Below are 12302 nucleotides of genomic sequence, written 5' to 3' on the forward strand. Positions count from 1 at the left end.
CCGCTCTGCGGAGCGCGGTTTGTGGGCGGGGCCCCGGATCACCGATGATGATCGCGGCAAAGGCCGGGGGAGGCACTGTCGATCGGCCCGTTAACGGGCGGTGAACGCAGCCTTCTTGGCATCCGATAGCCTCTGCCGACATGCCGCCCGCCTGGCCCGGCCAAGGGGCGCCCCCATCGTGCACATGACCGGCGCCCGCGCGTCGGCACCCAGGGAGTGAGTTCGGTTGTCGACCGCCATCCTCACCGGTCAGCCGGTCCCCGGATCGTCGATCGAGGGTGATCTGCGGTCCCTCGGCTTCGAGGTGCAGGTCGCCGCGGACGCCGCCGACGCCGAGCGGCTGGTCGCCGAGGCGCCCTGCGACCAGCGCGTCGCCCTCGTCGACGCCCGGTTCGTCGGCCACGTGCACGCGCTGCGCCTGGGCCTCACCGACCCCCGCTTCTCCCTCGCCGCCGTGCCCGGGGCCGTCACCGCGCAGCCCGACGGCCGCGTGACCCTCACCCGGGCGCTGGCCCGCGAGAACTCCGCGGGCGGCGGCACGGCCGAGGAGGGTGCCGCCACGCGAACGAAGGTGAGCGTGGGGGACGTAGACAGCCTCCCCGACCGCATCGTCACCGCGCTCGCCGACGACGGCGCCGACGTGCACTGCCCCGAGCTCGGCAGCCTGGTCGCCGCCGTCCCCGCCGACCCCCAGGCCCGCAACGAGGCACGGCAGGCCGTCGCGGACGTCGACGACGAGGCCGTACGCCTGAAGTCCGCCGTGAAGTCCCGCGACGGCTTCTTCACCACGCACTTCATCAGCCCCTACTCCCGCTACATCGCCCGTTGGTGCGCCCGTCGCGGTCTGACCCCGAACCAGGTCACCACCGCGTCCCTGATCACCGCGCTCGTCGCGGCGGCCTGCGCGGCCACCGGCACCCGGGGCGGCTTCGTCGCCGCGGGCGTCCTGCTCATCGCGTCCTTCGTCCTGGACTGCACCGACGGCCAGCTCGCCCGCTACTCCCTGCAGTACTCCACCCTCGGCGCCTGGCTCGACGCCACCTTCGACCGGGCCAAGGAGTACGCCTACTACGCGGGCCTCGCGCTGGGCGCCGCGCGGGGCGGCGACGACGTATGGGCCCTCGCGCTCGGCGCGATGGTCCTCCAGACCTGCCGGCACGTCGTCGACTTCTCCTTCAACGAGGCGAACCACGACGCCACCGCCAACACCAGCCCCACGGCGGCCCTCTCGGACAAGCTCGACAGCGTCGGCTGGACGGTGTGGGTGCGGCGGATGATCGTCCTGCCCATCGGCGAGCGCTGGGCGATGATCGCGGTACTGACCGCGCTGACGACTCCGCGGATCACCTTCTACGCCCTGCTCATCGGATGCGCCTTCGCCGCGACGTACACCACGGCGGGGCGGGTGCTGCGCTCGCTGACGCGCAGGGCACGGCGTACCGACCGGGCCGCGCAGGCGCTGGCGGACCTCGCCGACTCCGGCCCGCTCGCACAGGGCGTCGCCGGTGTCCTCAAGGCGCCCGCCCGCCGCCTGCCCGGCTTCGCCGCCCCCGTACTGGCCCTGCTCGGCGGGCTCGTCCTCGTCGGCCTCGCCTGGCAGTCCGGCTACGGCGGCCCGCTGCCCGTGGTCGGCGCCGTGATCTACGCCCTCACCTCGGCCCTGGCCGTCGCCCGCCCCCTCAAGGGCGCCCTCGACTGGCTCGTCCCGCCCTTCTTCCGCGCCGCGGAGTACGGCACCGTCCTGCTGCTCGCGGCCGAAGCGGACGTGAACGGAGCGCTTCCGGCGGCTTTCGGCCTGGTGGCGGCCGTCGCCTACCATCACTACGACACGGTGTACCGCATCCGCGGCAACGCCGGAGCGCCCCCGGCCTGGCTGGTGCGCGCCGTCGGGGGGCACGAAGGGCGGACACTGCTCGTCACCGTCCTGGCCGCACTGCTCACCGCCGCGCAGTTCACCGTCGCGCTCACGGTCCTGGCCGTGGCCGTGGCCCTGCTGGTGCTCGTCGAGAGCATCCGCTTCTGGGTGTCCGCAGGGGCGCCCGCCGTACACGACGAAGGAGAACCCGCATGATCGGCCTCGTGCTGGCGGCCGGCGCCGGACGCCGACTGCGCCCCTACACCGACAGCCTCCCCAAGGCTCTGGTGCCGGTGGGCCCCGCGGGCATAGAGGGCGAGCCGACGGTTCTCGACCTCACCCTCGCCAACTTCGCGGAGATCGGCCTGACCGAGGTCGCGGTCATCGTCGGCTACCGCAAGGAGGCCGTGTACGAGCGCAGGGCGGCCCTGGAGGCGAAGTACGGCCTCAAGCTCACCCTCATCGACAACGACAAGGCCGAGGAGTGGAACAACGCCTACTCCCTGTGGTGCGGCCGTGACGCCCTCAAGGACGGTGTGATCCTCGCCAACGGCGACACCGTGCACCCGGTCTCCGTCGAGAAGACGCTGCTCGCCGCCCGCGGCGAGGGCAGGCGGATCATCCTCGCCCTGGACACGGTGAAGAACCTCGCCGACGAGGAGATGAAGGTCGTCGTCGACGCCGAGCGCGGCATGACGAGGATCACCAAGCTGATGGACCCGGCCGAGGCCACCGGCGAGTACATCGGCGTCACCCTCATCGAGGGCGACGCCGCCCCCGAACTGGCCGACGCGCTGAAGACGGTCTGGGAGACCGACCCGCAGCAGTTCTACGAGCACGGCTACCAGGAGCTCGTGAACCGCGGCTTCCGCATCGACGTCGCGCCGATCGGCGACGTCCCGTGGGTGGAGATCGACAACCACGACGACCTCGCCCGTGGACGGGAGATCGCGTGCCGGTACTGACCAGGCTGATCCCCTCGCCGGTCGTCGTGGACATCCGCCCGGGTGCCCTCGAGGACCTGGCGTGCGTGCTCGCCGACGAGCGGATCTCGCACTCGGGCAAGCTGGCCGTCGCGGTCAGCGGCGGCTCGGGCGCACGACTGCGCGAACGCCTTGAGCCCTCGCTGCCCGGGGCCACCTGGTACGAGGTCGGCGGCGGCACCCTCGACGACGCGATCCGGCTCGCCGGCGACATGAAGGCCGGGCACTACGACGCCGTCGTCGGACTCGGCGGCGGCAAGATCATCGACTGCGCCAAGTTCGCCGCGGCACGCGTCGGCCTCCCCCTGGTCGCCGTACCGACCAACCTCGCGCACGACGGCCTGTGCTCGCCCGTCGCGACCCTCGACAACGACGCGGGCCGCGGCTCCTACGGCGTGCCCAACCCGATAGCGGCCGTCATCGACCTCGACGTCATCCGCGAGGCCCCGGTGCGCTTCGTGCGCGCGGGCATCGGTGACGCGGTCTCCAACATCAACGCGATCGCCGACTGGGAGCTGGCGAACCGCGTCAAGGGCGAGAAGATCGACGGACTCGCCGCCGCCATGGCCCGCCAGGCCGGCGAGGCCGTGCTCCGGCACCCGGGCGGGGTCGGCGACAACGACTTCCTCCAGGTGCTCGCCGAGGCCCTGGTCCTCACCGGCGTGGCGATGTCGATCTCGGGCGACTCACGGCCCGCGTCCGGCTCGTGCCACGAGATCAACCACGCGTTCGACCTGCTCTACCCCAAGCGCGCCGCCGCCCACGGCGAGCAGTGCGGCCTGGGCGCGGCCTTCGCGATGTACCTGCGCGGAGCCCACGAGGAAGCGGCCTACATGGCCGCGGTGCTGCGCCGGCACGGACTTCCGGTGCTGCCGGAGGAGATCGGCTTCACGCCCGCGGAGTTCGTGCGCGCCGTGGAGTTCGCTCCGCAGACCCGTCCCGGCCGCTACACCATCCTCGAACACCTCGACCTCAAGACCGACCAGATCAAGGACATCTACGCCGACTATGTCAAGGCCATCGGTAGCTGAACTCCGTCCGGTCGTCCACCCCGCTGGGGTCAAGGACCGGCGCAGCGGTGAGCACTGGATGGGACGCCTCTACATGCGTGAGGTGTCCCTGCGGGTGGACCGCTACCTGGTGAACACCAGGGTCACGCCCAACCAGCTCACGTACCTGATGACCGTCTTCGGTGTCCTCGCGGCCCCGGCACTGCTCGTGCCGGGGATCCCGGGCGCCGTGCTCGGCGTGGTGTGCGTCCAGATGTACCTGCTGCTGGACTGCGTCGACGGCGAGATCGCGCGCTGGAAGAAGCAGTACTCGCTGAACGGCGTCTACCTGGACCGCGTCGGCGCCTACCTGACCGACGCGGCCGTCCTGACCGGCTTCGGACTGCGCGCCGCCGACCTGTTCGGCAGCGGCCGCATCGACTGGCTGTGGGCCTTCCTCGGCACGCTCGCCGCGCTCGGCGCGATCCTCATCAAGGCGGAGACCGACCTCGTGGGCGTCGCCCGGCACCAGGCCGGCAAGCCGCCCGTGCAGGAGTCGGCCGCCGAGATGCGCTCCTCCGGCATGGCGCTGGCCCGCAAGGCCGCCTCCCTGCTCAAGTTCCACCGGCTGATCCTCGGCATCGAGGCGTCCCTGGTCATCCTGGTCCTCGCCGTCGCGGACCAGATGCGTGACGACCTGTTCTTCTCGCGGCTGGGTGTCGCGGTGATGGCCGGGATCGCCCTCCTGCAGACCCTGCTGCACCTCGTGTCGATCCTCGCCTCCAGCAGGCTGAAGTGAGCACCGGCATGAAGGTCGGCGCGGTCATCATCACCATGGGCAACCGCCCCGAGGAACTGCGTGCCCTGCTCGACTCGGTCGCCAAGCAGGACGGCGACCCGGTCGAGGTGGTCGTCGTCGGCAACGGCTCGCCCGTCCCGGACGTCCCCGAGGGCGTGCGCACCATCGAGCTGCCCGAGAACCTCGGCATCCCCGGTGGCCGCAACGTCGGCATCGAGGCCTTCGGCCCCAGCGGTCGGGACGTCGACATATTGCTCTTCCTCGACGACGACGGTCTCCTCCCGAACCACGACACCGCCGAACTGTGCCGGCAGGCCTTCACCGCCGACCCGAAGCTCGGCATCGTCAGCTTCCGCATCGCCGACCCCGACACCGGGGTCACCCAGCGCCGGCACGTCCCCCGGCTGCGCGCCTCCGACCCGATGCGCTCCTCCCGGGTCACCACCTTCCTCGGCGGCGCCAACGCCGTACGCACCCGGGTCTTCGCCGAAGTCGGCGGCCTCCCGGACGAATTCTTCTACGCCCACGAGGAAACCGACCTGGCATGGCGGGCCCTCGACGCGGGCTGGATGATCGACTACCGGTCCGACATGGTGCTGTACCACCCGACGACCGCACCCTCGCGGCACGCGGTCTACCACCGCATGGTCGCCCGCAACCGCGTCTGGCTCGCCCGCCGCAACCTGCCCGCGCTGCTCGTGCCGGTCTACCTCGGCGTCTGGATGCTGCTCACCCTCGCCCGCCGCCCCTCACGGCCCGCCCTGAAGGCGTGGTTCGGCGGTTTCCGGGAAGGCTGGAGCTCGCCGTGCGGACCGCGCAGGCCCATGAAGTGGCGTACCGTCTGGCGCCTGACCCGACTGGGCCGGCCCCCGGTCATCTGACAAGCTCGTTCCTGACAGCGGCCGGGCCGCACCGCGGCCCCCGCTCCTGCCCTGCCCGCCCAGGGGCCGCGCATCCCGAAGCATCCCGAAGAGGAAAGCTATCCACCAGTGAGTGAGACAACGCACGACGGCACGGTCGCGCTGAGCGCGCCCGTGTCGCCCGACGAGGGCCTCACGGCGGCACAGCTCGCCGACCGGTACGGCCTGTCCGTGAGCGGTGCCCGGCCCTCGCTCGTCGACTACGTCCGCCAGCTCTGGGACCGGCGCCACTTCATCCTCGCGTTCTCGCGGGCGAAGCTGACCGCCCAGTACAGCCAGGCCAAGCTCGGCCAGCTCTGGCAGGTGGCGACGCCGCTGCTCAACGCGGGCGTGTACTTCTTCATCTTCGGCGTCATCCTGAACGCCAGCCGGGGCATGTCGAAGGACGTGTACATCCCGTTCCTGGTCACGGGCGTCTTCGTGTTCACCTTCACGCAGAGCTCCGTCATGGCGGGCGTGCGCGCCATCTCCGGCAACCTCGGCCTGGTCCGCGCGCTGCACTTCCCGCGGGCCTCCCTGCCGATCTCCTTCGCGCTCCAGCAGCTCCAGCAACTGCTGTTCTCGATGGTGGTGCTGTTCGCCGTGGCGGTCGGCTTCGGCCACTACCCGGACCTGTCCTGGGCGCTGATCGTCCCGGTGCTGGTCCTGCAGTTCCTCTTCAACACCGGCCTGGCGCTGATCATGGCCCGCGCGGGTGCCAAGACACCCGACCTGGCGCAGCTCATGCCGTTCGTGATGCGCACGTGGATGTACGCGTCCGGCGTGATGTTCTCCATCCCGATCATGCTGGCCGACAAGCCGCAGTGGCTCGCCACGGTGCTCCAGTGGAACCCGGCGGCCATCTACATGGACCTGATGCGCTTCGCCCTGATCGACGAGTACGGCGCCGAGAACCTGCCCGACCACGTCTGGGCGGCAGCGGGCGGCTGGGCCGCGCTCTTCGCGCTCGGCGGCTTCGTGTACTTCTGGAAGGCGGAGGAAAGGTACGGCCGTGGCTGAGGACATCAGGGACGCGCAGACCCCCACCGTCATCGCGGACGAGCTGCACATCGTCTACCGCGTCAACGGCGCCAAGACCGGCAAGGGCAGCGCCACCGCAGCCCTGAGCCGCATCCTCAAGCGCGGGGAGGAGCGGGGCGTGCGCAAGGTGCATGCCGTCAAGGGCGTCTCCTTCGTCGCCTACAAGGGGGAGGCGATCGGCCTGATCGGCTCCAACGGCTCCGGCAAGTCGACCCTCCTGCGCGCCATCGCCGGTCTGCTGCCCGCCGAGAAGGGGCGTGTCTACACCCATGGCCAGCCCTCGCTGCTCGGCGTCAACGCGGCCCTGATGAACGACCTGACCGGCGAGCGCAACGTCATCCTGGGCGGCCTCGCCATGGGCATGTCCCGGGAGCAGATCAAGGAGCGCTACCAGGAGATCGTCGACTTCTCCGGGATCAACGAGAAGGGCGACTTCATCACCCTTCCGATGCGCACCTACTCCTCCGGCATGGCGGCGCGACTGCGCTTCTCCATCGCGGCCGCCAAGGACCACGACGTCCTCATGATCGACGAGGCCCTGGCCACCGGCGACCGCAAGTTCCAGAAGCGCTCCGAGGAACGCATCCGGGAGCTGCGCAAGGAGGCCGGCACGGTGTTCCTGGTCAGCCACAACAACAAGTCGATCCGTGACACCTGCAACCGCGTCCTGTGGCTGGAGCGCGGCGAGCTGCGCATGGACGGCCCGACCGACGAGGTCATCAAGGAGTACGAGAAGTTCACGGGCAAGTAGTCCACCCCGATCCGGACGAAAGACACCGCTTTGCTCCACCGGGCCCCGCCGGAACTGTTCCGGCGGGGCCACACGTCTGCAAAGGAAGCGTCAACTTCGGCGCCCCTTAGGAATCTTGGGGCCAATCGGTGTGTTGTTGTGATGTGCAGGACACCCCGACGATCCTTGCCGCGTTGTACAACGTAAGCTGTACCGGTGCCCAATCACGGCAAGTAGGGCGATAATGCGCGACACCCGATCACTGGGGCGCCGCGCGGACGGCCGGGCGGCGTGTCCGAAATAGTGTGTATTGGGTCGGCGGTGTAGAACGGGAGATGTGACGGCGATGGCTACGGAAACTCCCCAGCTCAACGCAGCACGTGCCGTCCCCGCCCCAGGCAGGCAGCGATGACGGAGACCGGCACGACGCGCCCCGGAGCGACGGAGCGCGGAACGCTCGACAAGGCCGCGGCGGAGAACTTCCCCGTGGCTCCCTTCTTCCTGCCCAAGGACTGGCGCACCGACCTGATGGCGGTCTACGGCTTCGCGCGCCTCGTCGACGACATCGGCGACGGCGACCTGGCCCCCGGCGGCGCCGACGCCCGGCTGCTCGGCGTCCCGCCCGAGGAGGCCGAGGACCGGCTGGTCCTGCTGGACGCCTTCGAGGCCGACCTGCACCGCGTCTTCTCCGGGGAGCCCCGCCATCCGCTGCTGCGCCGCCTGCGGCCCACGGTCCGCCGCCGCTCCCTCACCCCCGAGCCCTTCCTCGGACTGATCGCCGCCAACCGCCAGGACCAGCTCGTCACCCGTTACGAGACCTACGACGACCTGCTCGCCTACTGCGAGCTGTCCGCCAACCCCGTCGGCCGTCTGGTGCTCGCCGTCACCGGCACCTCGACCCCCGAACGGATCCGTCTCTCGGACGCGATCTGCACGGCCCTCCAGGTCGTCGAACACCTCCAGGACGTCGCCGAGGACCTCGGCCGCGACCGGATCTATCTGCCCGCCGCGGACATGAAGCGCTTTCACGTCCAGGAGGCGGACCTCGCTGCGAAAACCGCGGGCGCATCGGTGCGCGCTCTGGTTGCATACGAGGCGCAACGCGCCCGCGAACTCCTGAATGAAGGCGCCCCCCTGGTGGGTAGCGTCCACGGCAGGCTGAAGCTGCTGCTCGCGGGGTTCGTGGCGGGGGGAAGGGCGGCGCTCCGCGCGATCTCCGCCGCCGAACACGACGTACTTCCCGGCCCGCCCAAGCCCGGCAAGCTCCAGTTGCTGCGCGAGGTGGGCGTCGCTCTGCGAGGAGAGGGGTGATCCGGACCGTGGAGTCACCACCGCACGCGTCCGCACCGGTACTCGCCGCCTACAGCTACTGCGAGGCCGTGACCGGACAGCAGGCGCGCAACTTCGCCTACGGCATCAGGCTGCTGCCCACGTCCAAGCGGCGTGCGATGTCGGCGCTCTACGCGTTCTCACGACGCGTCGACGACATCGGCGACGGCGCGCTGGCGGCGGACGTCAAGGCCGCGAGACTCGAGGACACCCGGGCGATGCTGGCCCGGGTGCGGGAGGGCTCGGTCGACGAGGACGACACCGATCCGGTGGCCGTCGCCCTCGCCCACGCCGCCGAGACCTTCCCGATCCCGCTGGGCGGCCTGGACGAGCTGATCGACGGCGTCCTGATGGACGTACGCGGCGAGACCTACGAGACCTGGGACGACCTGAAGGTCTACTGCCGCTGTGTGGCGGGCGCCATCGGGCGGCTCTCGCTCGGCGTGTTCGGCACCGAGCCGGGGGCGCGCGCCGCCGAACGCGCGCCGGAGTATGCCGACACGCTCGGTCTCGCGCTCCAGCTCACCAACATCCTCAGGGACATCCGTGAGGACGCCGAGGGCGGGCGGGTCTACCTGCCCGCCGACGACCTCGCCAAGTTCGGCTGCTCGGCCGGCTTCACGGGGCCGAAACCACCGGAGGGCGCCGACTTCGCGGGCCTCGTGCACTTCGAAGTGCGACGGGCCCGCGCCCTTTTCGCCGAGGGCTACCGGCTGCTCCCCATGCTCGACCGGCGCAGCGGTGCCTGCGTCGCCGCCATGGCCGGCATCTACCGCCGACTGCTCGACCGCATCGAGCGCGACCCGGAGGCGGTGCTCCGCGGCCGCGTCTCACTGCCAGGCCGGGAGAAGGCGTACGTCGCCGTCCGCGGTCTGTCCGGCCTCGACACCCGGCACGTGACGCGGCGGGCCGTCAGGAGGCGTGCCTGATGGACGACGTGGACAATCCGGTCCAAAGTGATGCCGCCGGAGAAAAACGGCACGCAACCCTCCGCTCAAGGACGGCGTCCCTGACTGCGACGGCCGGCCGTGCACCGTTCAAGCACCACGGCGTCCGGGCAGGGGAGGGTGTGCGATGACCGACGGACAGCGGTCCGGACGGGACGCCGTCGTGATCGGCGGCGGGCTCGCCGGCATCACCGCCGCGCTGGCGCTCGCCGACGCCGGGGTCCGCGTCACCCTGCTCGAAGGCAGGCCGCGGCTGGGCGGGCTCGCCTTCTCCTTCCAGCGCGGCGAACTGACCGTCGACAACGGACAGCACGTCTACCTGCGCTGCTGCACCGCCTACCGCTGGTTCCTCGACCGCATCGAGGGGACGGCGCTGGCGCCGCTGCAGGATCGTCTCGACGTGCCCGTGCTCGACGTGGCCCGGCCCGAGGGCCGACGGCTCGGCAGGCTGCGGCGCGACGCGCTGCCGGTTCCCCTGCACCTGGGACGCAGCCTCGCGACCTATCCGCACCTCTCGCTCGCCGAGCGGGCCGCGGTGGGACGTGCCGCGCTCGCGCTCAAGGGCCTCGACCTCGCCGATCCGAGCCTGGACGCACAGGACTTCGGCACCTGGCTGACCGCGCACGGTCAGTCCGCGCGTGCCGTGGAGGCCCTGTGGGACCTGGTCGGGGTTGCCACCCTCAACGCGGTCGCGGGCGACGCCTCGCTGGGGCTCGCCGCGATGGTGTTCAAGACCGGTCTGCTGTCCGCCCCGGGAGCCGCCGACATCGGCTGGGCGCACGTCCCGCTGGGTGAACTGCACGACCGGCTGGCCCGCAAGGCGCTCGACTCCGCGGGCGTGCGTACCGAGGTCCGTACACGCGTCACCTCCATCTTCACTGACGACAACGGCACTTGGCGCGTCGAGGTTCCCGGGGAGACGCTCCGGGCCGACGCCGTCGTGCTCGCCGTGGCCCAGGACGAGGCGTGTGACCTGCTGCCGGAGGGCGCGCTGGACGCCCCGGAAAAATTGCGGGAGATCGGCACCGCGCCGATCCTCAACGTCCACGTGGTCTACGACCGCAAGGTGCTCGACAAGCCGTTCTTCGCGGCCCTCGGCACCCCGGTGCAGTGGGTCTTCGACCGCACCGCCGCCTCCGGGCTCCGCACGGGCCAGTACCTGGCCCTGTCCCAGTCGGCCGCGCAGGACGAGATCGACGAGCCGGTGGCCGAACTGCGCCGGCGCTACCTGCCCGAGCTGGAGCGGCTGCTGCCGCTCGCCCGCGGCGCCGAGGTGCAGGACTTCTTCGTGACCCGGGAGCGCACCGCGACGTTCGCCCCGGCCCCCGGCGTCGGACGGCTGCGGCCCGGCGCCCGTACGAAAGCCCCCGGCCTCTATCTGGCCGGCGCGTGGACCGCCACAGGGTGGCCCGCGACCATGGAGAGTGCGGTCCGCAGTGGTGTGAGCGCGGCGGACGCCGCCCTCGCCGCCCTGGGCCGGCCCCGCCCCGCCCGTCTCTTCGAGTTCGAGGAGGCCGCGTGATGCTCGACCAGCACGGCGTATCCGGCCCCAGCACCTCCGGTACCGCAACAAGAGGAGAGACTGTGCCCACTGTGCCCCCGGCCGAGACGGCCGCTGCGAGGTCCGCGGTGGACGTGACCGCGCTCCTGGAGCGCGGCCGGACCCTGGCCACTCCGGTGCTGAAGGCGGCCGTGGACCGTCTCGCGTCCCCGATGGACACCGTTTCCGCCTACCACTTCGGTTGGATCGACGCCCAGGGCAACCCGGCGGACGGGGACGGCGGCAAGGCCGTGCGACCCGCCCTCGCCGTCCTCTCCGCCGAGGTCACCGGCGCCGCGCCCGAGACCGGCATCCCCGGCGCGGTCGCCGTCGAGCTGGTCCACAACTTCTCGCTGCTGCACGACGACCTGATGGACGGCGACGAGCAGCGCCGCCACCGCGACACCGTGTGGAAGGTGCACGGCCCCGCCCAGGCCATCCTGGTCGGCGACGCCCTGTTCGCCCTGGCCAACGAGGTCCTGCTGGAGCTCGGCACCGTCGAGGCCGGCCGTGCCACCCGCCGGCTGACCACCGCCACCCGCGCCCTGATCGACGGCCAGGCCCAGGACATCTCCTACGAGCACCGCGACCGCGTCAGTGTCGAGGAGTGCCTGGAGATGGAGGGCAACAAGACCGGCGCCCTGCTCGCCTGCGCGAGCTCCATCGGCGCCGTGCTCGGCGGCGCGGACGACCGCACCGCCGACACCCTGGAGAAGTACGGCTACCACCTCGGCCTCGCCTTCCAGGCCGTCGACGACCTCCTCGGCATCTGGGGCGACCCGGTCTCCACCGGCAAGCAGACCTGGAGCGACCTGCGCCAGCGCAAGAAGTCCCTGCCCGTCGTGGCCGCCCTCGCGGCGGGCGGCGCCGCCTCCGAGCGGCTCGGCGAGATCCTCGCCGCCGACGCCAAGAGCAGCGACTTCGAGAACTTCTCCGAGGAGGAGTTCGCGGCCCGCGCCGCCCTCATCGAGGAGGCCGGCGGCCGCGAGTGGACGGCCGCGGAGGCCCGACGTCAGCACACCATCGCCATCGAAGCGCTGAACGCCGTCGACATGCCCGACCCGGTGCGGGACAGGTTCACGGCGCTCGCCGACTTCGTCGTCGTACGAAAGAGATGATCACTATCGGTCGAATAGCCCTCGCGTAGTCGCCGGCCGGTGCTGCGAGGAAAGGAAAGGCACCGGCCGACG

Annotated in this window: 12 protein-coding genes; all 12 read left to right on the forward strand. The window is 71.3% G+C overall.

The genetic code is table 11. The annotated features are described in order from the left end of the window. Positions 1-226: 226 nt before the first annotated feature. The 12 genes from ACZ66S_RS10460 to ACZ66S_RS10515 all read left to right on the forward strand — a co-directional run bounded on the left by ACZ66S_RS10460 (position 227) and on the right by ACZ66S_RS10515 (position 12230). Positions 227-2071, forward strand: coding sequence for a DUF5941 domain-containing protein (locus ACZ66S_RS10460; RefSeq protein ID WP_469901093.1), 1845 nt, complete (start codon positions 227-229; stop codon positions 2069-2071). Further along, entirely contained in the window at positions 2068-2820 is a 753-nt protein-coding gene (locus ACZ66S_RS10465; RefSeq protein ID WP_469901094.1) for a phosphocholine cytidylyltransferase family protein, read from the forward strand. Before ACZ66S_RS10460 ends, ACZ66S_RS10465 begins: the two co-directional genes overlap by 4 nt. Further along, the gene (locus ACZ66S_RS10470) at positions 2808-3869 is read left to right on the forward strand and encodes an iron-containing alcohol dehydrogenase family protein (RefSeq protein ID WP_469901095.1); all 1062 of its coding nucleotides are present in this window, start codon (positions 2808-2810) and stop codon (positions 3867-3869) included. The genes ACZ66S_RS10465 and ACZ66S_RS10470 overlap by 13 nt, the downstream gene beginning before the upstream one ends. Next, positions 3847-4626 (forward strand): CDP-alcohol phosphatidyltransferase family protein, encoded by a 780-nt coding sequence (locus ACZ66S_RS10475; RefSeq protein ID WP_469901096.1) that lies wholly within the window; start codon positions 3847-3849, stop codon positions 4624-4626. Before ACZ66S_RS10470 ends, ACZ66S_RS10475 begins: the two co-directional genes overlap by 23 nt. An 8-nt stretch (positions 4627-4634) precedes the next feature. Then, a complete protein-coding gene (locus tag ACZ66S_RS10480) occupies positions 4635-5507 on the forward strand; it encodes a glycosyltransferase family 2 protein (RefSeq protein ID WP_469901717.1) in 873 nt (290 codons plus the stop codon). Between the two features lie 108 nt (positions 5508-5615). Continuing rightward, entirely contained in the window at positions 5616-6545 is a 930-nt protein-coding gene (locus tag ACZ66S_RS10485; RefSeq protein ID WP_469901097.1) for an ABC transporter permease, read from the forward strand. Further along, the gene (locus ACZ66S_RS10490; protein ID WP_469901098.1) at positions 6538-7317 is read left to right on the forward strand and encodes an ABC transporter ATP-binding protein; all 780 of its coding nucleotides are present in this window, start codon (positions 6538-6540) and stop codon (positions 7315-7317) included. The genes ACZ66S_RS10485 and ACZ66S_RS10490 overlap by 8 nt, the downstream gene beginning before the upstream one ends. A gap of 387 nt (positions 7318-7704) precedes the next feature. Then, the gene (gene hpnC, locus ACZ66S_RS10495; RefSeq protein WP_469901099.1) at positions 7705-8607 is read left to right on the forward strand and encodes a squalene synthase HpnC; all 903 of its coding nucleotides are present in this window, start codon (positions 7705-7707) and stop codon (positions 8605-8607) included. Next, positions 8604-9554 carry a presqualene diphosphate synthase HpnD gene (gene hpnD / locus ACZ66S_RS10500; RefSeq protein ID WP_469901100.1) on the forward strand — a complete coding sequence of 317 codons (951 nt, stop codon included), beginning with the start codon at positions 8604-8606 and terminating at the stop codon, positions 9552-9554. The genes hpnC and hpnD overlap by 4 nt, the downstream gene beginning before the upstream one ends. Next, positions 9554-9703, forward strand: coding sequence for a DUF6380 family protein (locus tag ACZ66S_RS10505; RefSeq protein ID WP_469901101.1), 150 nt, complete (start codon positions 9554-9556; stop codon positions 9701-9703). The genes hpnD and ACZ66S_RS10505 overlap by 1 nt, the downstream gene beginning before the upstream one ends. After that, on the forward strand, positions 9700-11094 hold the full coding sequence (gene hpnE / locus ACZ66S_RS10510; RefSeq protein WP_469901102.1) for a hydroxysqualene dehydroxylase HpnE: 1395 nt from the start codon (positions 9700-9702) through the stop codon (positions 11092-11094). The genes ACZ66S_RS10505 and hpnE overlap by 4 nt, the downstream gene beginning before the upstream one ends. 71 nt (positions 11095-11165) lie before the next feature. Continuing rightward, on the forward strand, positions 11166-12230 hold the full coding sequence (locus ACZ66S_RS10515; RefSeq protein ID WP_469901718.1) for a polyprenyl synthetase family protein: 1065 nt from the start codon (positions 11166-11168) through the stop codon (positions 12228-12230). Positions 12231-12302 lie beyond the last annotated feature (72 nt).

It is taken from the genome of Streptomyces sp. NPDC107471, assembly GCF_055582845.1.

Excerpts from the sequence above, each read along its gene's own strand:
- ACZ66S_RS10465 (WP_469901094.1), top strand. The coding sequence starts at position 2,068 with ATGATCGGCCTCGTGCTGGCGGCCGGCGCCGGACGCCGACTGCGCCCC.
- ACZ66S_RS10475 (WP_469901096.1), top strand. The coding sequence starts at position 3,847 with ATGTCAAGGCCATCGGTAGCTGAACTCCGTCCGGTCGTCCACCCCGCT.
- ACZ66S_RS10480 (WP_469901717.1), top strand. The coding sequence starts at position 4,635 with ATGAAGGTCGGCGCGGTCATCATCACCATGGGCAACCGCCCCGAGGAA.
- hpnC (WP_469901099.1), top strand. The coding sequence starts at position 7,705 with ATGACGGAGACCGGCACGACGCGCCCCGGAGCGACGGAGCGCGGAACG.
- ACZ66S_RS10505 (WP_469901101.1), top strand. The coding sequence starts at position 9,554 with ATGGACGACGTGGACAATCCGGTCCAAAGTGATGCCGCCGGAGAAAAA.
- hpnE (WP_469901102.1), top strand. The coding sequence starts at position 9,700 with ATGACCGACGGACAGCGGTCCGGACGGGACGCCGTCGTGATCGGCGGC.